Below are 18891 nucleotides of genomic sequence, written 5' to 3'. Positions count from 1 at the left end.
ATAGAATCCTATGCGAAAATCTCTCGTACTTGCTGTAATCTTTCAGTTTTTGCTTTTCAATGCTTCATTTGCGCAGTCTGTAGAAAGTCTTGTCGCTTCGGGGAACGAAGTTCTCACTCCGCAGAAGGTTGGAACCGAAGACATGATTCCAGTTTTTGCGGACGACATTGCGGAAGGCGAGTATTCTGTTGAAACGGAATCAAGCTCTTCAATGTTCAGGATTGTTGCGGCAAAGATTATTGTAAAATCCGATGAAAGCGGCTCAGGCTCAATTCGTGCAAACATCACGCTGAGCGGAAAGTCATACACAAAGCTGTTTCTTGGAACGGCTTTGGATGCGGCAAGTGCGGGGGGCACAGACGATATTCCTTTTTCACAGAATGAAAACGGTTCTTACTGCTTTGAATTTCCTTTAGAAGCGTTAAATTCTTCTATTAAATGTGCTGCATTCAGCTCAAAAAAACAAAAGTGGTATGACCGGGATATTCTATTTGATGCTTCTTCTCTCCCGGAGGAATCGATTTTTATATCGCCCAAAAAGCAGCAAAAAATCGCTCTCAAAGATGGCTTATATAAAATCAATGTAAAACTCTCTGGTGGGAGCGGAAGAGCTTTTGTTAAGAGTCCGGCATACATAACGGTAAAAGACGGGCTTGCGACTGCCGAGCTAGAGTGGAGCAGTGCAAACTATGATTACATGAAGGTCAATCGTTCCCGCTTTGATGTAAATCAAAAAAATCTTGAAAAAGGCGGAAATTCTACCTTTGAAATTCCTGTCTATGTGTTCGATAAAAAAATGCCTGTTACCGCTGACACTGTTGCCATGAGCAAAAGTCACGAAATTCATTATTGGCTGGAATTCGATTCAAAATCTGCCAAAAAAACTAAAAAGAAAAAATGATTTCAAAAATCAAGCGTTGTTCGCTGATTATACTGTTTTTCCTGCTTGTTTCATGCTCGCGTAATGTTTCTCAGGCTATTCCTCAAATCGAAGGCCTGACTTTTAATCATACTATTTCGTTGGATTATGCCACGGCATTTCGCGCTGATGTGTACAGTGACGGTGCTGATGACTTTGTTCTTCTGACGGTTCTTGATTCAGACCGTTATCTATTGATTCCAGAAAATCACAGTGCTCCGGAAAATCTTCCGCCTGAAATTCGAACGATAAATCTTCCGGTTAAAAACGCTTATCTGTGTGCTTCATCGGCAATGTCTTTGATTGCAAGGCTTGGCTCTGTTGATTCGATTCGTTTTTCGGCGATTCAAAAAAAAGACTGGAACATTGAAGAGCCTTTGCGTGCAATTGAAAACGGCACGCTTTTGTATGCTGGAAAATACAATTCCCCGGACTTTGAGCTTCTGCTTAAAGAAAATTGCCCGCTTGCGATTGAATCCACCATGATTTATCATACGCCTTCAATTCTGGAAAAACTTGAGTCACTTGGAATCACGGTGTTTGTTGATAAATCGAGTTATGAGGAACATCCGCTCGGCCGGCTTGAATGGATTAAGCTTTACGGACTGCTTTTTGGCAAGGCCAGTGAGGCTAAATCTTTTTTTGACAGGCAGGTTGAAAAACTGGGCATCCATTCTGATTCTAATCCGCGCCCTTCAAAAAAGGTATCTTTCTTCTATATAACACCTACTGGCATGGTTGTAATTCGTGGAAGTGATGATTACATCGTTAAGATGATAGAACTTGCGGGCGGAAAATATGCTTTTACGGAGACACGAAAGAGCAGAAGTCCTTCGGTTCAGATTTCGATGGAACAATTCTATGCGATGAGTGCAGATGCTGACATTCTGATTTACAATTCTGCGATTGACAATTCGATTCATTCTAAACAGGAACTTATTGAAAAAAATCCGCTTTTTAAGGAATTCAAAGCGATTGCAGCGGATGAAGTTTGGGCAACTGGAAAATATCTTTATCAGGCGACGGACAGAATTGGTGACATGATTCTCGATTTACAGAAAATTGTGGATGGGCGCGGCGAAGAGACTTTGTTTCTGGAAAGGGTAGAGTAGACCTGTTCGTGGGCTGTGCGGCCCTGCATGCAGTTGTGAGTTATTCCGGCATGATTCCGGCAAATCCTTAAAAAATATTAAAATTTTCTGGCTTTTTTTGAATTTTCCTCGTATAAATATATATAAGGAGTTAGGATAAAAAGCAGTCTGAAATAGCGCCTGCTTTTTATCTTGACAAGTTTCCGTTGGAAACTTGCATTATCAATTGCCGCTCCTCATTTCATTACGGAGCAGCTTAAAAAGTCAATCGAAAGTTGAAACTTTCTTCTTGACTTTTTATAGGAGTTTTTTACAAATGAAAATAAATTCTAAAAAGCATCTTCTTGAAAATCTGTTTCTGGTCTTTGCGGTTGCTTTGCTAACATTCAGCTGTTCACGGGCAACAAACGAAAATCTTTCTTCATGGACAGAAAATGCGCCTGCAAAGAAAGCTCTCGTTGAGTATGTTGAATCGGTGACAAAAAAGGATTCTGCTGATTTCATTCCGCTTGAAAATCGAATCGCAGTTTTTGATCTTGACGGCACCCTGATTCTTGAAACGGACCCGACTTATTTTGACTGGGCTTTGTTTGAGCATCGCGTTCTTGATGATCCCCGCTATAATGCAAGCGAGGAAGAGCGTGAAATCGCGCGAAATTCACGCGAAAAAGGGATTATGCCTAATCTCAGCTCAAAGCGAGAAAGCATGGTCTCAAAAGTTTACACAGGTCTTTCTTTGAAAGAATTTGAGGAATTCATTACCGATTTTATGGAACAGGATCAGCCGGGATTTATTGGAATGAAGCGTGGTGAATCATTCTATAAACCGATGGTCGAAGTCGTGAATTATCTTTCTGAAAATGGTTTTACCGTTTATATTTGCAGCGGCACGGACCGTCTCACAGTTCGGCCGCTTGTTGCAAAGAATCTTCCTGTTCTCCGACCGTATCAGGTTATCGGTTCTGACAGCACGATTATTTCAAGCAATCAGGGTGAAATTGACGGACTTTCATATACTTTCACAAAGGGCGATGAGCTCATTCTCGGAGGCAAAAATCTTGTTAAAAATCTTCAGATGAACAAGGTTGCCGTGATTGCGCAGGAAGTTGGAGTTCAGCCGGTTCTTGCATTCGGAAATGCTATGAGTGATGCGAGCATGGTAAATTATACGATTAACAATAATCCGTACAAGGCACTCGGATTTATGCTTTGCTGTGATGATACCGAACGCGAATATGGAAATCCAAAAAAGGCCGCTCAAATGAAGAGCGACTGCGAAAAGTTCGGTTGGATTCCTATCTCAATGAAAGACGACTGGAAGACAATTTACGGTGAAGGCGTAAAACGACGCTAATCCGGTGTTTAGTTCTTCCATGTCTAATGTCGAGTTTTGAAAATTACTGACTGTTGCAAAAACGGCTCCCAGTCGTGATAACGGCTTATCGAAACCGCAGGCTAGCCTGCTACACGCGTTTTGTGCTTGTAACTATATACATTTGCCGCTTGCGCGGCAGCACAAAACGAGTGTTTTCGTAAGCCGTTTCGCTCCCTCGCGCCGTTTTTGCCATATCCGGTAAGTTCAAAACTCGCCATTAGATGGCTATATCGGCATATAATGGAAAAATGCCGAGTTTTGCATTTGCTGAGTGATGCAAAAACAAGCGTAGGCGGGGTTATGGCACGAACCCACTTTGTGCGAGCGAGCGAAGCGAGTCTAATTTCCAATTTCGCACAACCGTGGAGTTCAGTGCCATGTTCCCGCCGAGAGCTTGTTTTTGTTGTTTTCAGAAGATTTGCAAAACTCGACATTTTACCTTTTAGCTTAATTGCTATAGAAAATGAAATGCTGTCGTGATATAGTTTTTGATATGGAAAATGTTATACGGCAGCATTTCAGATTTGTCGGCATGGTTCAGGGGGTAGGATTCCGTTGTACAGCCCAGTTCGATGCAAGAGGATTAGGGCTTTCGGGTTGGGTAAAAAACAAGTCTGACGGTTCAGTTGAGCTTGAAGCCCAGGGCCCGGAAGCTAAAGTCGCGGCATTGATAAAACAGCTTAAAACCGACTGTTTCCTAAACATTGACAGCATTGAATGCCGCACAGTTCCTGTAAATCCTGTTGAGCACGGCTTTAGAATCAGATTTTAGAGTTTATCTTTCAATTTGCGCTAGCAGCTTCAATAAAATCATCCCACAAGCTCACTTATCATCTGCCAGTCAATGCACCTCTTATAGTTTGCTCCGGGGAATTCACATTCCTGGTTCCACGGGCGGTCAAAGACCATCACTTTCAAATCCGGCAAATGGTCAAAGAATTTGAATGCGGCAGGGGAATCTTCTACGGCAAAATCGTAGTGCATTTTATAGTAATCTTCGGGTTTCAGGCTGAAGCTGCTGTCTTTAATAAATGCGTCTCTGCCATATTTATCAAAGCAGTATAATTTGACTCGTTCAAGACCGTGCTGATTGAGCCATTCTCGTGATGGTTCCCAGGCACTGAAAGGACGGCCTGTTATTATTGATACATCGTAGCCTTTATCGAGCCAGTTGTTGAGGGTGTTTGATGCACCGGGCGTTTCTTTATAAGACAGAAGAATTTCCGGCTGGTGCGCCTTAATCATCATCTCTTCATACTGTTTGTCGGTGAGGGAAAATGATTTTTGCAGGTTAAAGTATTTTATGCGTTCGTAGGGCAAATCTATTCCAAAAAGCTCTTTCGCAAGGGTTGAGAAGTGGCGGGCGGTTTCACACAGGCAATCATCAAAATCAACATAAATATTCATTGTTAAAGCTCCCAAAAGATTTGCATCAGGATTCTGACTGCGACAATAAAATTTGCCGGATTGAAAAAAATCTCAAATACCGTATATATTATAATCTCATAAATATGAAAAACGCAAAAGCCTTTCCGCGTAAAGAGGAACTTTTATGAGCAAATTTGATGGCGTAATTCTTGATGTCGATGGAACAATCTGGAATACAACCGGGATTGTCGCGCAAGCCTGGAATGAGGCAATAGATGAAAATTTTCCGCAGGTTCCGCATGTAACGGCCGAAATCCTTAAAGGTCAGTTCGGAAAAACGATGGATGTGATTGCGGATAATCTTTTTGGCAAATTATCTTCCGACGAAAAGCAAATCCTTATGGACAAATGCTGCGAGCGGGAACAGAAGGCACTTCTTTCAAATACAAAAAACATCACTTATGAAGGCGTAATCGATACCTTGAAGGTGATTGCCGGAAAAATCCCGGTTTTTATAGTCAGCAACTGCCAGAAAGGGTACATCGAGCTTGTCATTGAAAAAAATAAAATCTCCGGCCTGATTAAAGATTTTGAGTGTTACGGAAACACAGGGCTTGGAAAAGCAGAAAATATCCGTCTTCTTGCAGAACGCAACGGATTGAAAGCTCCTGTTTATGTCGGTGATACGCAGGGGGATTTTGAGGCTTGTCAGAAGGCAGGCGTTCCGTTTATCTGGGCGGCGTATGGTTTTGGCCGTCCGGAGACAGATGATTATTTTGCAAAAATCGATAAATTTTCAGAACTCAACGATGTTGTTTCCTCGTCTTTTAAGCCGGCTTCCTGTTAAACTATGAGTAAATTCCGTTCGCCTTTGATTTTCGTTTTTCTCATTTTTGCGGTCTTTTTGGCATCCCTTGTTTCTGTTTGTTCTGGCTCCGTTCATATTCCGCCTTTGCGTGTATTTCAGATTCTCTTTTTGCATGGAACGCACTCGCTGCAGGAAAGCAATATCGTTTTGCAGATTCGGCTTCCGCGCGTGATTATGGCCTTTCTTTTGGGGGGCGGACTTTCGCTTTCGGGATTTCTGCTACAGACTTATTTTCAGAATCCGATTGCCGGTCCTTTTGTGCTTGGAATTTCTTCGGGTGCGAAAATGTTCGTGGCAATGACGATGATTTTTTTCTTGCAGCGGGGAATTTCCGTTGGTTCTGCCGCGCTGGTCACATCAAGCTTTGCGGGCGCAATTTTCTCTACGCTTTTTATATTGCTGATTTCGAAAAAAGTTCATCATATCGGTTCGCTTCTAGTGGCTGGAATCATGATTGGCTACATCACTTCGGCACTTACTGATTTTTTTGTCACTTTTGCTCAGGATGCAGACATTGTGAATCTTCATAACTGGTCGAAGGGAAGTTTTGCGGGCTTTTCGCTTTCTGATTGTGCGGTGAGCGGCGTGATTATTCTTCTGTGCGTGATTTTTGTCTTTCTGCTGGCAAAGCCCATTTCTGCATACCAGCTGGGCGAATCTTATGCGAGAACGATGGGCGTGAATACAAAGCTTTTCAGGCCTCTTTTGATTCTTCTGTCGAGCGTGCTTTCTGCCTGTGTTACTGCATTTGCCGGCCCTGTCTCTTTTGTTGGAATCGCGGTTCCTTTTTTGATTAAGCAGTTGTTTCAGACTTCAAAGCCGCTTACAGTGATTCCCGCTTCTTTTTTGGGCGGTGCGCTTTTCTGCCTTGTTTGCGATTTGATTGCCCGAAGCGTGTTTGCTCCGCTGGAACTGAGCATCAGCACGGTCACTTCGATTTTCGGTGCGCCCGTCGTGATTTTCATGCTGATTTCAAGACGGAAAGGGAAGTAAAAAAGGGGGAGCTTAGCCCCCCTGAAACCGTGTTTATTGCTTTTAGAACTCCCTTATGACCGAAAATCGAACAATGCTCTAATTTGAAAGAATCTTGTACAAAATCTTGTAAAGGGATTCGGCTTCGTCTTTTGAGATTTTAAGGCATCCTCCGATTTTTTCTGGAATGGTGACGGCTTTTTCTTTGAGTTTTTCGCCTTCTTCCGTAATCGAGATTTTGACAATTCTTTCGTCAGCAGAATCACGGGTTCGTTTGAGCAGGGATTTCTTTTCCATAGACTTCAGGAGTGGGGAGAGAGTGCCTGTGTCGAGGAAAAGTCTGTTCCCTAAATCCCCAACGGAAACAATTTTTTCTTCCCAAAGAACCATAAGCACGATGTACTGTGTGTAAGTGAGGTCAAGCTCTTTGAGAAGAGGAGTGTAATTGCGCAGAATCTCACGGGAAGCAGCATATAGTGGGAAACATAGCTGATTCTGCAATCTTAAACAGGAATACTTACCTGAATCTGATTTTTCGATTTCGTTCTGCATACAATCTTCCTTATTATTCCGTTTTATTCATCTGGCGGATATAATCGACCGCACTCAAGCCCGCAACACCGCCCTCATAGACAGCCTTGCAAACCTGAAGCAGACCGCCGTTTGCGTTGCCGCATGAGAAGATTCCAGGGGCATTCGTTGCCATTTTTTCGTTTGTGGCGATTGAATCTCCGTTTAACATGAGACCAAGCTTTTTCGCAAAATCAGCGGCACCTGCTGAACCGAGTGCGACAAAAACTCCGTCAAGAGCGAGCTGTTCGCCGTCTTCAAAAAGAACGCCGCCAAGTTTAGTGTTTTCTGAATTTGGGAGGATTTTGGTGACTTTCCTTTTGTCGGTTTTGATTTTTTCGGCAAGCGAAGAATCTTTTGACAGCACTGATTGTACTTCATCATCAGGTTTTCCGTCAGTGAGGATTGTAACGCTGTCCGCAATGTGAGCGAGGTGACTTGCTTCTTCTACGGCAAAAGTTCCGTTTCCAATTACGGCAACATTCTTTTTGCGGTAGAAAAATCCGTCGCATACTGCACAATAGGACAGGCCTTTTCCTTCGAAGTCAAGAATTCCTTCGATTGGCGGGCGGAGCTTTTTGTTTCCTGTCGCAAGAATCAATGCTGATGAAGAATATTCATTGCCACCGGCCTTAACAGAATATTGGGTTTTTGGCGGCGGGGCAAGCATTTCAAGGTGGGTGACTTCTGCCTGTATTACCTGCACGCCAAGATTTTTTGCCTGTTCGATTCCGTTTTTGTAAAGGTCCGGGCCTGGGATTCCTTGTGGGAAACCGTAGTAGTTATCGATTTTATGAGCCTTTTCGAGCTGGCTTTCGCCTGAGTAGATAACTGCGACATTGAGGTTTGCGCGTTTTGCGTAAAGGGCTGCAGAAACTCCTGCCGGACCCGCTCCGATGATGATTATGTCAAAAGTCATGGTTTCGCCTCCGTTTTTTACAGTAGGTTCTCGATTTTTTCTTCGATTTTCTTTGGTTCAACAGTTGGCTCAAAGCGGTCAACTACATTGCCGTTTCTGTCAACCAGGAATTTCGTGAAGTTCCACTTGATGTTTGCATTGTTTTTGAAGTCCGGGTCGATTTTTCCGACAACAGTATTCATTAACGCTCCCTTGATGCCGGTGAAGCCTTTGAAACCCTGCTGGCTCTTGAGGAAGGTGAAGAGCGGAAGTTCATTTTCGCCGTTCACTTCAATCTTCTTGAAATTGTCGAAACTTGTCTTGTATTTGAGCTGGCAGAATTCGTGGATTTCATCATCATCGCCGGGTGCCTGATGACCAAACTGATCGCATGGGAAATCGAGGATTTCAAGCCCCTTGTCGTGATATTTCTGCCAAAGTTCTTCAAGGCCTTTGTATTGCGGGGTAAAGCCGCAGCCTGTTGCTGTGTTTACAATCAGAAGAACCTTGTCCTTGAAATTAGCCATAGAAACTTCGTTTCCTTTTCTGTCCAAAACTGTGTAGTCATAAATTGCCATATTTACCTCCGTTTCCTGTATGATGGCTTAACCAGGATGTTTAATTTAATCAAATAATATTTGATACAATAAAAATTGTCAATAGCACTCTGAATTTTTTTATGATATAATTTGAGCATAATCAAATTTGGAGCGAAATACGAAAACGGAATCACATTCTTCGGTTGTAAAATTTCAAAATCTTGCAGTGGGTTATGGTTCGCGCCCGCTTCATCGGCCTTTTTCATTTTCTTTAGAGGAAGGGCAGTTTATCTCTCTGATTGGTGCGAACGGTTCTGGTAAATCAACTATTCTTAAAACCCTGATTGGTGAAATTCCGCCGGTTTCAGGGAAAATCTTCTTAAATAACAGGGATTTGCTTGATTATTCTGCAAAGGAGCGTTCCTGCGTGATGTCGGCCTTGCTTACGGTTAGCATTAAGCCTGAGCTGCTGACTTGCCGGGATGTGGTTGCCGGCGGTCGTTATCCTTATACCGGGCATTTTGGACTTTTAACTGATGAAGATAATGCAAAAATTGACGAAGTGATTTCGCTTGTTAAGGCTGAAAAATTTGCGAGTCAGGATTTTATGAAAGTCAGTGACGGCCAGAAGCAGCGTATTCTGATAGCACGGGCATTGGCTCAGAACCCAAGGGTTTTGGTTTTGGATGAGCCGACTTCATATCTTGATATTCGCTGGCGTTTGGAGCTGCTTTCTGTTCTGAAAGATTTGTGTAAAAATGGCGTGACGGTGATTTCTTCGTTGCATGAGCTTGATCTTGCACTCAAAGTGTCGGACAGAATTTTGTGTGTGGGCGAAGATGAGGTTTCGGAACTTTCCCGCGATGAGTCTGAGTGTAAAAAGCAGATTTGTAATCTTTATGAGCTTGGGGGTGATTTCTTTGATAATGAAAAGTCGTATTCGGAGCTTGTAAGGAAATTTTGCGAAAAGAAGGGAGTGATTGGGGCGCAGGCCTCGCCGGGAATCGGTCAAAATTCAGCTTGTGAGGCCGATCATCTTCATTGTCGTCCGCTGATGATTCAGGGAACGATGTCTAATGCGGGCAAGAGTTTTATCGTAGCTGGATTGTGCCGCATTTTTAAGCAGGACGGGCTTTCTGTCGCGCCGTTTAAATCTCAGAACATGGCATTGAATTCTTTTGTTACAAAAGAAGGGCTTGAAATGGGGCGCGCGCAAGTCATGCAGGCGGAAGCGGCCGGCCTTGAGCCAAGCGTTCTTATGAATCCGATTCTTCTGAAACCGGTGAGTGATGTTGGAAGTCAGGTGATTGTGAATGGTAAGGCAATCGGGAATATGAGGGCAAAAGATTATTTTGCTTTTAAAAAATCGCTTGTGCCACAGATAAAAGATGCTTTCGATAAACTGGCTTCTTCTCATGATGTGATTGTGATTGAAGGGGCGGGCAGTCCTGCCGAAATCAACCTTAAAGAAAATGACATCGTGAATATGGGCATGGCAAAGATTGCTGACAGCCCGGTGCTTCTGGTTGCTGATATTGACCGTGGCGGAGTGTTTGCGCAGCTTGTCGGAACGATTGAATTGCTTGAACCTGAAGAGCGTGCTCGTATAAAAGGTCTTGTCATAAACAAATTCAGGGGTGATAAATCGATTCTTGACAGCGGAATAAAAATGCTCGAAGAGAAAACCGGGATTCCTGTTGTTGGAACCGTGCCTTATGTTAAGATTCGGCTAGATGATGAGGATTCACTGTCTGAAAATCTGCACAGTTTGGCAAAATTTAGAAATAAAAATAACGAAATTCAGCTTGCTATCGTTCGTTTGCCGCATATTTCAAACTTCACGGACTTCAATCCTCTTCAAAATCTTGATGCCGTTAATTCATACTATGTGCAAAAACCTGAGGATTTGGGTTTTCCTGACTGCATAATCATTCCGGGAACAAAAAATACGCTTGGTGACCTGAAGTGGCTTAATGATTCGGGTTTTGCTGATTTGATTCAAAAAGAGGCTGCGAAAGGAACTCCTGTTCTGGGAATTTGCGGCGGCTTCCAGATGCTTGGAGAAAGACTTTCGGGAAGTGAAGCCGAGTATGAAAATCCGTCTTCTGCCAAAAAAATCACTGAAGGTCTGGGCTTGCTTCCTGTGGAGACGGAATTTTCTTCGGAAAAGGCTCTTACCCGAGTGAACGGAAAGGTGAAAAATCTTCATTGTGATGGCGGTGATGAATCAATCTTTGCGCCGCTTTCACATTTTTCGGTTTCGGGCTATGAGATTCATCAGGGGCGGACAAAATTTTCTGAAGAATTTGAAAAATCTTCTGCTTCGGGGGCGGATTCGTCTGTTTCTTGTTTTGCTCAGGTTATTGATTCAGTTTCGGGTGAGGAAAAGCTTGACGGAGCGGTCAAAGGCAATGTTTTTGGAACTTATTTGCACGGTCTTTTTGATGAATTGGAATTTACGGCTCAGTTCGTTAAAATTCTGGCAAAACGGAAAGGCTTTAAGTGGGCTGGCCTCAAAAAATCAGACGGAAAATCGGTGCAGAACGATTCAGATTCTTCGAAAAAGTCACAAATTTTCAACGCTGAGGCAGAAATCCCCGGTAACATTCAGGAATTTAAGGAAAGTCAGTACAATCTTCTTGCAGACACGCTAAGGCAGCATCTTGATATGAAGAAAATCTATGAAATGATTTCAAAATAGCGCTGGACCTGCTCAATATAACAATATTTTTTCTCGCTCCATTTTAAAAACTATGGTAGAATCTATGGGCTAGTTTTTGAGGAGGACTTTATGTACAAAGCAAATGAGAATCGTTATGAAAAGATGATTTACCGTCATTGTGGTAAAAGCGGATTGAAATTACCCGCAATTTCACTTGGTCTTTGGCAGAATTTTGGCTTCGGCTCTGTTTTTGAGAATGCAGAGAAGATGTGCCATACGGCTTTTGATCTGGGAATTACGCATTTTGATCTTGCAAACAATTACGGCCATCCGTTTAACGGTTCTGCGGAAGAGAACTTTAAGAAAATACTTGATCGTGGGCTTCGTTCGTATCGCGATGAGCTTTGTATTTCTACTAAAGCAGGTTTTGATATGTGGCAGGGGCCTTATGGTGACAAAAACGGCAGCCGCAAGTATCTGATTTCTTCGCTTGACCAGAGTTTGAAGCGAATGGGCTTGGATTATGTTGATATTTTCTATCATCATGTTTTTGACCCGAATACACCGCTTGAAGAAACGGCACTTGCCCTTGATCAGATTGCCCGCTCAGGAAAGGCTTTGTATGTCGGTGTTTCAAATTACAATACGGCACAGACCGAGCAAATTTCTTCTATATTTAAGGAACTTCACACGCCGTTCATCGTAAATCAGCCGTGTTACTCAATGATGAACCGCTGGGTTGAGGATGACGGTCTTGACAAATGGGCAAAATCAAACGGAATCGGAATTTCTGTATTTTCTCCGCTTTATCAGGGCTTGCTTACGGACAAATATTTGAACGGAATTCCTGAAGATTCAAGGCTCGCGAAAGGAAAAACTTCAATCGTCAAAAATTTCAATGAAGGCGTTGTTGAAAAAGCAGGAAGACTGAATGTGATTGCGGAACGAAGAGGGCAAAAACTTTCTCAGATGGCAATTGCATGGCTTCTTCATAATGATGCTGTTTCTACGGTTCTGATTGGTGCTAGCCGCCCGTCTCAAATCGAAGAAAATGTAAGGGCTTTGGAAAGGCTTGATTTTTCAAATGAAGAGCTTGCTGAAATCGATTCAATTTTAAGGTCATAAAATGTCTGTCAGTACGGAGATTTTTGAAACTTTTGAGCATGTCGCGCCTGCTGATATTGAAAAGACAAGTTTTTCGATTATCGCTCGTGAGCTGAAAGAAAAAAATATCTCTCTTCCAGAAGAGCTTGCGCCGGTCATCATGCGGGTGATTCATACGACGGCGGATTTTGAATACGCTGAAACGCTGAAATTCTCGCCTGATGTCATGCAGATTGTAAAAAATGCGGTCTCGAACGGAGCCTGTATCGTGACGGATACAAATATGGCTCTTTCCGGTATCAATAAAAAAACACTTTCCCGCTTTGGCGGGGAAGCTCTTTGCTTTATGGCGGATGAAGAAGTCGCCGCAAAGGCAAAAGAGCTGAATATGACGCGTGCGGCCGTGAGCATGAAAAAGGCGAGTGAAATCCAAAAGCCAGTGATTTTCGCAATCGGGAACGCACCTACCGCACTTGTGGAACTTTGCTCTCTTATGCAGGGCGGTTTTAAACCTGTAGCGGTAATCGGGGTGCCTGTCGGATTCGTGAATGTTGTTGCTGCCAAAGAAATGATTATGAAAAGCGGCGTGCCTTTTATTGTGAGTGAAGGCCGAAAGGGCGGAAGTACGGTTGCCGCCGCAATCTGTAATGCCATTTTATATTCTATGAGCGACAGGCGTGATTAAAATGCCGCAAAATATCAATAAAACAAAATCATTTTTCCTCAAAAAGGCGCTTTCTGAACCCGAAATTGGTTTTACTACCGGAACTTGTGCGGCGGCTGGGAGTGTTGCGGCAATGAGAATGCTTCTGACTGGTGAAATCGTGCCGTATGTAATTTTGTCGACGCCAAAAGGCATTAAAGTCTGCATAGAAATTGAAAATCAATCCATTGAAAAAGACCATGCTTCCTGCTCCGTGCAAAAATTCAGCGGAACTGACCCTGATGTAACGAATGGAATTGAAATCTTTGCGTGCGTAAGAAAAGTTCCTTCGGATAAAATGGTAACAAATTTTCAACGCTCTGCTTCCCTGGGAACGAAATCGGAAATTGATGGTGTGTCTGTCAGAATTCTTGGCGGGGATGGAGTGGGGCGTGTTACTTTGCCCGGACTTGACCAAAAGCCTGGCGAGGCAGCAATAAATTCTGTTCCGCGAAAGATGATTTTGGAAGGGCTTGCAAGTGAAATCAAACGATATGGAAAAAACTCTCTTGGCGGTGCTTTTGGCCTTGAGGTTGAAATAAGTGTACCGAATGGAGAAAAAATTGCCTCTCAGACATTTAATCCGAAACTTGGGATTGTTAGCGGAATTTCGATTCTTGGTACGAGCGGTATCGTTGAGCCGATGAGTGAGCAGGCGATTTTGGATACGATTCAGCTTGAGATAAACATGCGGAAGGCGCAGGGGAGAGAAATCCTTGCGGTTGTTCCCGGAAATTACGGTGCCGATTTTTTGCAGGCTGAATTTGGTTTTTCGCCCGAAACGGCGGTTCACTGTTCGAATTTTGTTTATGATTCCGTTCAGATGGCGGTAAAAACTGGTTTTAAAAAGATGCTATTTTGCGGTCATGTCGGAAAACTCGTTAAAGTTGCGGCGGGAGTAAAAAATACGCACTCAAAGTACGGTGACAAGCGGATGGAAATCCTGTGTGATGTGGCCAAAAATCTCAATATAATAGAAGATTTTGATTCGTTTGAAGAAAGGTTGATGTCCTGTATAACGACAGAGCAAGCGATTCATGTCCTGGATTTAATTGATGAAGGAAAAACGCGTAATTTGATTATGAGAGAAGTCGTAAGGCGGATACGGAATCAAATATATGATTGGACAGACAGAAAAATCGATGTGGAAGTGATAATTTTCACGAAAGAGAGCGGCCTTTTGGGAAAATCGGAAGGAGTGAGTGATTTTATCGCGGAGATGGGGAGCGACAGTTTTACGGACATCCTCTGATTTTTCTCACCCATCTGACAAAATTATAATTTTGCGTTATTATTCTAGGAAAAAAATACTCTTCACATCAGGATTCATCGTATATGAAAAAAGTCAACCCATGCATCTGTTGTTGCCGTTTCGCATGACCCGCTCTTCAAATATTGATGTTTCTAAACTTTCAGACGAAGCTATGAATTCTTAATCTTAATCTATTGACTTTTTATAGCAGGTCTCCCTGCTCAGGTTGGAATTTTGCACTCTAGGGCTAGTTCTTCCCTGATAGCACACACTTGAGCAAGAGGAAGGTCTGTGATTTTTGCAGCTTGTTCAAGAGAAAGCCCCATTCTAAGGGCATTTTTTGCATTTGCGATTTTGTTGGCTTCTTCGCCATCTTCGTAGGCAATCTGTTTCTGCACTTGTATGAACTTCTCTTGATCCCATTCGCCGAAAATCATGGACTGCTCCTCCTTGCTCAGATTGTTGAAATACTCGGTGAGAAGAGCTTCCTGGCGGCACATGTCGAGCGCGTACTTCGGGGGATTCTTCTCTCCGTTTTGCTTTCCTATTCTAGCATACTCCGTAAAATTTGAATATGCAAGAAGAGGCTCGCATTTCTGGAGAATCGGGTGATTCGCGTTCTTGTTGATGTTGTAGATTTTCACTGTCAGGTCGAGCGATAGCGATTCGGGCAAATCCTTCAAGTTTGTCGCTTGCTTGATTTCCTTGAACGCGTCGGAAAGCCGCATGATTTTTTCCTGGGGGAAAGCGTCGTCGCCGTTGTAGAAAACATAGCACTCCGGGCGGGGCAATTTGATTTCTTTCGTGTTGTACTTGTCGTTGTCGGTGTAGAATCGGTTGTAATGCGCAACGAGATATTCGAGGCATCGGAACGGCATGTTGTTGTTTATTGTGCTCTGGTGCTCTGCCAAAACTACTATGCTGTCGTTGATTTCCATCGATACATCATTCTCGATGTTGTTGTAGACTACATTTTCAAGCATGACCGGTTTTATCTCGACTTCGCCTATTTTAAAGTTCGTGTCGTGGATTGCGTTGTAGAGCGAAAGAAAATGTTCCTTTGCATTCACATTGCGCCCGAACATGTTCACGAAGAGAGAGCTTTTGTAATCGCGTTTTTGATTTGTTGCTTCTGTTGGTGCCATAAAAGACTCCTTTTTTCGAATAAGTAAGATTTGAAGAAACTAATCCTTCTTCATGCGATTAGGCATGAGGTCTTTTCTTTTTCTTCTACCTATTTATTTGAAAAAAAAGTCATGTTTCGGCAATGTCCACAGATAATAATTTGTTATAATTACAAGAAAGGCAGCACCGTTCGACATCCATGTCGTAACAAGAATTTTGCTTTGCAAAATTCTTGCAAATTATCCGTCTCCTACCCACATCCATGTGGGGGGTACTCTAAAAAGCGAAGACTCGACATACTTGTCTTGGACAAGGAATGTTGCGCAAAAAAAATCCTGTTTATCCCTCTGAATCAGGCAATTGCCTGCCTTGATTCATCTAAATTCCCGGAGTAAAATGAGGTATGGTTTATTTTGTTGGTGCAGGGCCTGGGGCGGCGGATTTGATTACGATTCGGGGGCAAAAATTGCTCGAAAAGGCCGATGTTGTGATTTATGCAGGCTCGCTTGTAAACCCGGAATTGCTTGAAAATTGCTCTGAAGGTACAGAAATTTATAATAGTGCTGAAATGACGCTTGAGCAGGTGCTTTCTGTGATGCAGGAGGCTGAAAAATCTGCAAAAATGACCGTTCGGTTGCATACTGGTGACCCGTGTTTGTATGGCGCGATTCGGGAACAAATGGATGAACTTGACCGGCTTGGAATAAAATATGAAAGCGTGCCCGGCGTTAGCTCTTTTTGTGGGGCGGCGGCCAGTTTGAATCTTGAATATACGCTTCCTGAGGTTTCGCAGTCCGTCATTATTTCACGCTTGCAGGGGCGGACTCCTGTTCCTGAAAAGGAAACGCTTCGTTCTCTTGCAAGTCATAATGCCACTTTGGTGCTCTTTTTGAGTTCGGGGATGTGCGAAAAGGTTCAAGAAGAGCTTCTGGCGGCGGGAATTGCGCCTGAAACGCCTGTTGCAATCGTTTATAAGGCGACATGGGCTGACGAAAAGCGCGTGGTTTGCACCGTAAAAAATCTTGCTGAAAGTGCCTGTGCGGCGGGAATCTCAAAAACGGCTCTCATAATCGTTGGAAATGTCGTTTCTCATTCTGATTATGAAAGGTCAAAGCTTTATGATCCGAATTTTACGACAGAATTCAGAAAGGGATTGACATTATCTTAAAATCTCTGTATAAATAAAAACATACCTAGTTGCTAGGTAATATATCAAAAATAGGAGCAGAATTATGAAAAAGATTATTGCACTTGTATCAGCTGTTTTGGCAGCAGCATCTGTCTATGCACAGACAACTCTCAAAGTAGGGGCAACTCCAGAGCCTCACGCCGAAATCCTCAATCTTGTAAAAGAAGATTTGGCCGCAAAGGGAATCGACCTTCAGGTTGTTGAATTCACAGATTATGTTACACCGAATGATGCCGTTGAAGCCGGTGACATTGATGCAAACTATTTCCAGCACATTCCTTATCTTGAGTCTTTCAACAAAGAGAAGGGATATCATCTTGTAAATGCGGCTGGTATCCATGTTGAGCCGGTTGCACTTTACTCAAACAAAATCAAAAAGCTTGCTGATTTGAAGAAAAAGGCTACAATTGCAATCCCGAATGACCCGACTAATGAAGGTCGTGCATTGCTCTTGCTTCAGGAAGCAGGTCTTATCACCCTTAAAAAAGATGCCGGAATCGAAGCAACTCCGTTTGACATCGCAAAAAATCCGAAAAAGCTCAAGTTCAAGGAAATTGAGGCTGCTTCTTTGCCACGAGTTTTGGATGATGTTGATGCAGCTGTAATCAACGGTAACTATGCTATTCCTGCTGGTTTGAGCGCTAAAAAAGACGGACTTTTCGTTGAGGGTTCTTCTTCACCATATGTCAATGTTATCGCTGTAAAAGCTGGTAACGAAAACAAAGAAGAAATCAAGGCTTTGGTTGAAGCTGTAAAGAGCGAAAAAGTAAAGAACTACATTGCTGAGCGTTATCCAAACGGTGAAGTTGTTGTAGTTTACTAATTGATGAAATCTTGAAAACTTCAGTCTTTTGAATTGAGGCTGAAGTTTCATTAAAAAGAAAGGCTGCCCGATTGGACAGCCTTTCTTTTTACATACAGGTGTATCCGCCGTCAACTGGCAGGATTACGCCGGTGACATAGCTTGATGCCGGGCTTGAAAGGAAGATTGCCGTGGTGTCAAGCTCTCCTTCGTTGCCGTAGCGTGAAAGCGGAATCATTGTCTGAGCGTTCTGCTGGAAGAAATCTGAATCCAGTGTTTCTTTTGTGAGCGGGCTGTAGAAATAGCCTGGGCAGACAGCGTTTACATTGATGTTGTATTTGCCCCATTCAGAAGCAAGGCCTCTTGTAAGGTTTACTACACCGCCTTTTGCTGCGTGATATGGTGAGCATGGTGCTACTTTGTTTCCGACCATGCCGTACATTGAAGCGATATTGATGATTCGGCCGTATTTTGCTGGAATCATTGCTTTTTTGGCAACGGCACGAGCCATTTTGAATGTTCCGCCCAAATCGACATTTAATTCACCGTTGAACTGATCGTCGGTGATGTCTTCTGCAGGTGCAACAGCACCAGTTCCTGCATTGTTGATAAGAATATCGATTCGACCGAATTTAGCCATAACCTGATCAACTGCGGCATTTACCTTTTCTGTATCAGTGATATCACACTGAACAGCAAGTGTTTCGACTTTGTAAGTGTCGGCAATTTCTTTTGCAACTGCATCAATCATTTCTTTTCGGCGTGCGATTGCAACGATTTTTGCTCCCTGATTTGCAAGAGCCTTTGCCATTTGAACACCAAGACCTGTTGAACAGCCTGTGACGATAGCGACTTGTCCTGTCAAGTCGAAATAATTTGTCATATAAAAAAATCCTCCTATTACTTGGTATTTAAACCAAATCCATTATATAGCAGAATTGAACTAATTGCAAATTGTTAGTTATTGCTAATTTGAGTTTTCGCCGGCCATCATTTTTTCAACTTCGGCACGAGTGAGCGGCTTGTTTGAATCGTAGGCGTTTTTGTTTGCTTCGATTTCTTCAAATGTCCAGAGTTTGCCTTGCTGATTGCGCATACCCGGACAATCGGCGGCACATTCATCCCATGTTGCCTTGTCTTTAATCATCCATGACCAGAACGGGTAGGTTGAGCACTGGACAGGACGCGCTTCGTAGCAGGAACAGCCGTTTTCCCAGAGAATGCAGTCGTAGTTCTTTTTTTCGAGAAGGGCAAGAACCTGTTCGCCTTCATAATAATCCGCCCATCGGCAGTATTTTGAAACGAACTCTGTGACTGTCATTTTGAGAAATGTGCGGAGCGTGGTTAAATCGCGCAAAGAAAGATAGACGAATCCAGGCGAATGCCCGCAACAGAACGAGCATCGCTGGCAGCCAAAATGAAGACCGTTTTTGTAGAATGGTTCGGACATGGCT

General features: G+C 43.2%; 19 protein-coding genes. 12 read left to right on the top strand and 7 right to left on the bottom strand.

Annotation, left to right across the window (positions count from 1 at the left end; genetic code table 11):
• Positions 1-10 precede the first annotated feature (10 nt).
• The 4 genes from Q0Q74_RS04520 (at position 11) to Q0Q74_RS04505 (ending at position 4157) form a co-directional block, all read left to right on the top strand.
• The gene (locus tag Q0Q74_RS04520; protein ID WP_294428957.1) at positions 11-901 is read left to right on the top strand and encodes a hypothetical protein; all 891 of its coding nucleotides are present in this window, start codon (positions 11-13) and stop codon (positions 899-901) included.
• Positions 898-2031, top strand: coding sequence for an ABC transporter substrate-binding protein (locus Q0Q74_RS04515; protein ID WP_294428954.1), 1134 nt, complete (start codon positions 898-900; stop codon positions 2029-2031). The genes Q0Q74_RS04520 and Q0Q74_RS04515 overlap by 4 nt, the downstream gene beginning before the upstream one ends.
• A 295-nt stretch (positions 2032-2326) precedes the next feature.
• On the top strand, positions 2327-3364 hold the full coding sequence (locus Q0Q74_RS04510) for an HAD family hydrolase (RefSeq protein WP_294428953.1): 1038 nt from the start codon (positions 2327-2329) through the stop codon (positions 3362-3364).
• A gap of 514 nt (positions 3365-3878) precedes the next feature.
• Positions 3879-4157, top strand: a complete 279-nt coding sequence (locus Q0Q74_RS04505; protein WP_294428949.1) for an acylphosphatase — start codon at positions 3879-3881, stop codon at positions 4155-4157.
• A gap of 38 nt (positions 4158-4195) precedes the next feature.
• On the opposite strand, the gene Q0Q74_RS04500 is transcribed toward Q0Q74_RS04505, so the two are convergent.
• A complete protein-coding gene (locus Q0Q74_RS04500; protein ID WP_294428947.1) occupies positions 4196-4792 on the bottom strand; it encodes a 2-dehydropantoate 2-reductase in 597 nt (198 codons plus the stop codon).
• A gap of 145 nt (positions 4793-4937) precedes the next feature.
• Here Q0Q74_RS04500 and Q0Q74_RS04495 point away from each other — a divergent pair, with 145 nt between their 5' ends.
• Positions 4938-5600, top strand: coding sequence for an HAD family hydrolase (locus Q0Q74_RS04495; RefSeq protein ID WP_294428945.1), 663 nt, complete (start codon positions 4938-4940; stop codon positions 5598-5600).
• A 3-nt stretch (positions 5601-5603) separates the two neighbouring features.
• Positions 5604-6614: an iron ABC transporter permease gene (locus Q0Q74_RS04490; protein WP_294428943.1), complete on the top strand. Its 1011-nt coding sequence runs from the start codon at positions 5604-5606 to the stop codon at positions 6612-6614.
• A 78-nt stretch (positions 6615-6692) separates the two neighbouring features.
• On the opposite strand, the gene Q0Q74_RS04485 is transcribed toward Q0Q74_RS04490, so the two are convergent.
• Genes Q0Q74_RS04485 through Q0Q74_RS04475 form a run of 3 tightly spaced genes read right to left on the bottom strand, consistent with a single transcriptional unit; the run spans position 6693 to position 8639 of the window.
• Positions 6693-7145 (bottom strand): MarR family winged helix-turn-helix transcriptional regulator, encoded by a 453-nt coding sequence (locus Q0Q74_RS04485; protein ID WP_294428941.1) that lies wholly within the window; start codon positions 7143-7145, stop codon positions 6693-6695.
• A gap of 13 nt (positions 7146-7158) precedes the next feature.
• Positions 7159-8082 carry an NAD(P)/FAD-dependent oxidoreductase gene (locus Q0Q74_RS04480; RefSeq protein ID WP_294428940.1) on the bottom strand — a complete coding sequence of 308 codons (924 nt, stop codon included), beginning with the start codon at positions 8080-8082 and terminating at the stop codon, positions 7159-7161.
• A gap of 17 nt (positions 8083-8099) precedes the next feature.
• Positions 8100-8639, bottom strand: a complete 540-nt coding sequence (locus Q0Q74_RS04475; protein WP_294428938.1) for a glutathione peroxidase — start codon at positions 8637-8639, stop codon at positions 8100-8102.
• Between the two features lie 127 nt (positions 8640-8766).
• Between Q0Q74_RS04475 and Q0Q74_RS04470 the strand changes: the two genes are divergently transcribed.
• The 4 genes from Q0Q74_RS04470 (at position 8767) to cbiD (ending at position 14321) form a co-directional block, all read left to right on the top strand.
• The gene (locus Q0Q74_RS04470) at positions 8767-11301 is read left to right on the top strand and encodes a cobyric acid synthase (RefSeq protein WP_294428936.1); all 2535 of its coding nucleotides are present in this window, start codon (positions 8767-8769) and stop codon (positions 11299-11301) included.
• A 90-nt stretch (positions 11302-11391) separates the two neighbouring features.
• On the top strand, positions 11392-12387 hold the full coding sequence (locus Q0Q74_RS04465; protein ID WP_294428934.1) for an aldo/keto reductase: 996 nt from the start codon (positions 11392-11394) through the stop codon (positions 12385-12387).
• A gap of 1 nt (position 12388) precedes the next feature.
• The gene (locus Q0Q74_RS04460) at positions 12389-13051 is read left to right on the top strand and encodes a precorrin-8X methylmutase (protein ID WP_294428932.1); all 663 of its coding nucleotides are present in this window, start codon (positions 12389-12391) and stop codon (positions 13049-13051) included.
• A gap of 1 nt (position 13052) precedes the next feature.
• Positions 13053-14321, top strand: a complete 1269-nt coding sequence (gene cbiD / locus Q0Q74_RS04455; RefSeq protein WP_294428930.1) for a cobalt-precorrin-5B (C(1))-methyltransferase CbiD — start codon at positions 13053-13055, stop codon at positions 14319-14321.
• A 221-nt stretch (positions 14322-14542) separates the two neighbouring features.
• On the opposite strand, the gene Q0Q74_RS04450 is transcribed toward cbiD, so the two are convergent.
• Positions 14543-15466, bottom strand: coding sequence for an Rpn family recombination-promoting nuclease/putative transposase (locus Q0Q74_RS04450; RefSeq protein ID WP_294428929.1), 924 nt, complete (start codon positions 15464-15466; stop codon positions 14543-14545).
• A 383-nt stretch (positions 15467-15849) separates the two neighbouring features.
• On the opposite strand from Q0Q74_RS04450, the gene cobM reads away from it, so the two are divergent.
• Together cobM and Q0Q74_RS04440 are read left to right on the top strand one after the other, a co-directional pair.
• Complete coding sequence (gene cobM, locus Q0Q74_RS04445; protein WP_294428927.1) at positions 15850-16614, top strand: precorrin-4 C(11)-methyltransferase; 765 nt, start codon at positions 15850-15852, stop codon at positions 16612-16614.
• Positions 16615-16678: 64 nt separating this feature from the next.
• Positions 16679-17458, top strand: a complete 780-nt coding sequence (locus Q0Q74_RS04440; RefSeq protein WP_294428925.1) for a MetQ/NlpA family ABC transporter substrate-binding protein — start codon at positions 16679-16681, stop codon at positions 17456-17458.
• Positions 17459-17546: 88 nt separating this feature from the next.
• On the opposite strand, the gene Q0Q74_RS04435 is transcribed toward Q0Q74_RS04440, so the two are convergent.
• Complete coding sequence (locus Q0Q74_RS04435) at positions 17547-18320, bottom strand: SDR family oxidoreductase (protein ID WP_294428924.1); 774 nt, start codon at positions 18318-18320, stop codon at positions 17547-17549.
• 84 nt (positions 18321-18404) lie between these two features.
• Positions 18405-18887, bottom strand: a complete 483-nt coding sequence (locus Q0Q74_RS04430) for a YkgJ family cysteine cluster protein (protein WP_294428923.1) — start codon at positions 18885-18887, stop codon at positions 18405-18407.
• Positions 18888-18891: the final 4 nt, after the last annotated feature.

The sequence above is a fragment of the uncultured Treponema sp. genome, assembly GCF_946187725.1.
Taxonomy (GTDB): domain Bacteria; phylum Spirochaetota; class Spirochaetia; order Treponematales; family Treponemataceae; genus Treponema_D.
The sequence above is the reverse complement of the archived record's forward strand: the minus strand, read 5'-3'. Positions and strand labels throughout refer to the sequence as shown.

Bases quoted from the DNA above. Each gene is read 5' to 3' on its own strand.
- Q0Q74_RS04520 (WP_294428957.1), top strand. From the start codon at position 11: ATGCGAAAATCTCTCGTACTTGCTGTAATCTTTCAGTTTTTGCTTTTC.
- Q0Q74_RS04515 (WP_294428954.1), top strand. From the start codon at position 898: ATGATTTCAAAAATCAAGCGTTGTTCGCTGATTATACTGTTTTTCCTG.
- Q0Q74_RS04510 (WP_294428953.1), top strand. From the start codon at position 2,327: ATGAAAATAAATTCTAAAAAGCATCTTCTTGAAAATCTGTTTCTGGTC.
- Q0Q74_RS04505 (WP_294428949.1), top strand. From the start codon at position 3,879: ATGGAAAATGTTATACGGCAGCATTTCAGATTTGTCGGCATGGTTCAG.
- Q0Q74_RS04500 (WP_294428947.1), bottom strand. From the start codon at position 4,792: ATGAATATTTATGTTGATTTTGATGATTGCCTGTGTGAAACCGCCCGC.
- Q0Q74_RS04495 (WP_294428945.1), top strand. From the start codon at position 4,938: ATGAGCAAATTTGATGGCGTAATTCTTGATGTCGATGGAACAATCTGG.
- Q0Q74_RS04490 (WP_294428943.1), top strand. From the start codon at position 5,604: ATGAGTAAATTCCGTTCGCCTTTGATTTTCGTTTTTCTCATTTTTGCG.
- Q0Q74_RS04485 (WP_294428941.1), bottom strand. From the start codon at position 7,145: ATGCAGAACGAAATCGAAAAATCAGATTCAGGTAAGTATTCCTGTTTA.
- Q0Q74_RS04480 (WP_294428940.1), bottom strand. From the start codon at position 8,082: ATGACTTTTGACATAATCATCATCGGAGCGGGTCCGGCAGGAGTTTCT.
- Q0Q74_RS04475 (WP_294428938.1), bottom strand. From the start codon at position 8,639: ATGGCAATTTATGACTACACAGTTTTGGACAGAAAAGGAAACGAAGTT.
- Q0Q74_RS04465 (WP_294428934.1), top strand. From the start codon at position 11,392: ATGTACAAAGCAAATGAGAATCGTTATGAAAAGATGATTTACCGTCAT.
- Q0Q74_RS04460 (WP_294428932.1), top strand. From the start codon at position 12,389: ATGTCTGTCAGTACGGAGATTTTTGAAACTTTTGAGCATGTCGCGCCT.
- cbiD (WP_294428930.1), top strand. From the start codon at position 13,053: ATGCCGCAAAATATCAATAAAACAAAATCATTTTTCCTCAAAAAGGCG.
- Q0Q74_RS04450 (WP_294428929.1), bottom strand. From the start codon at position 15,466: ATGGCACCAACAGAAGCAACAAATCAAAAACGCGATTACAAAAGCTCT.
- cobM (WP_294428927.1), top strand. From the start codon at position 15,850: ATGGTTTATTTTGTTGGTGCAGGGCCTGGGGCGGCGGATTTGATTACG.
- Q0Q74_RS04440 (WP_294428925.1), top strand. From the start codon at position 16,679: ATGAAAAAGATTATTGCACTTGTATCAGCTGTTTTGGCAGCAGCATCT.
- Q0Q74_RS04435 (WP_294428924.1), bottom strand. From the start codon at position 18,320: ATGACAAATTATTTCGACTTGACAGGACAAGTCGCTATCGTCACAGGC.
- Q0Q74_RS04430 (WP_294428923.1), bottom strand. From the start codon at position 18,887: ATGTCCGAACCATTCTACAAAAACGGTCTTCATTTTGGCTGCCAGCGA.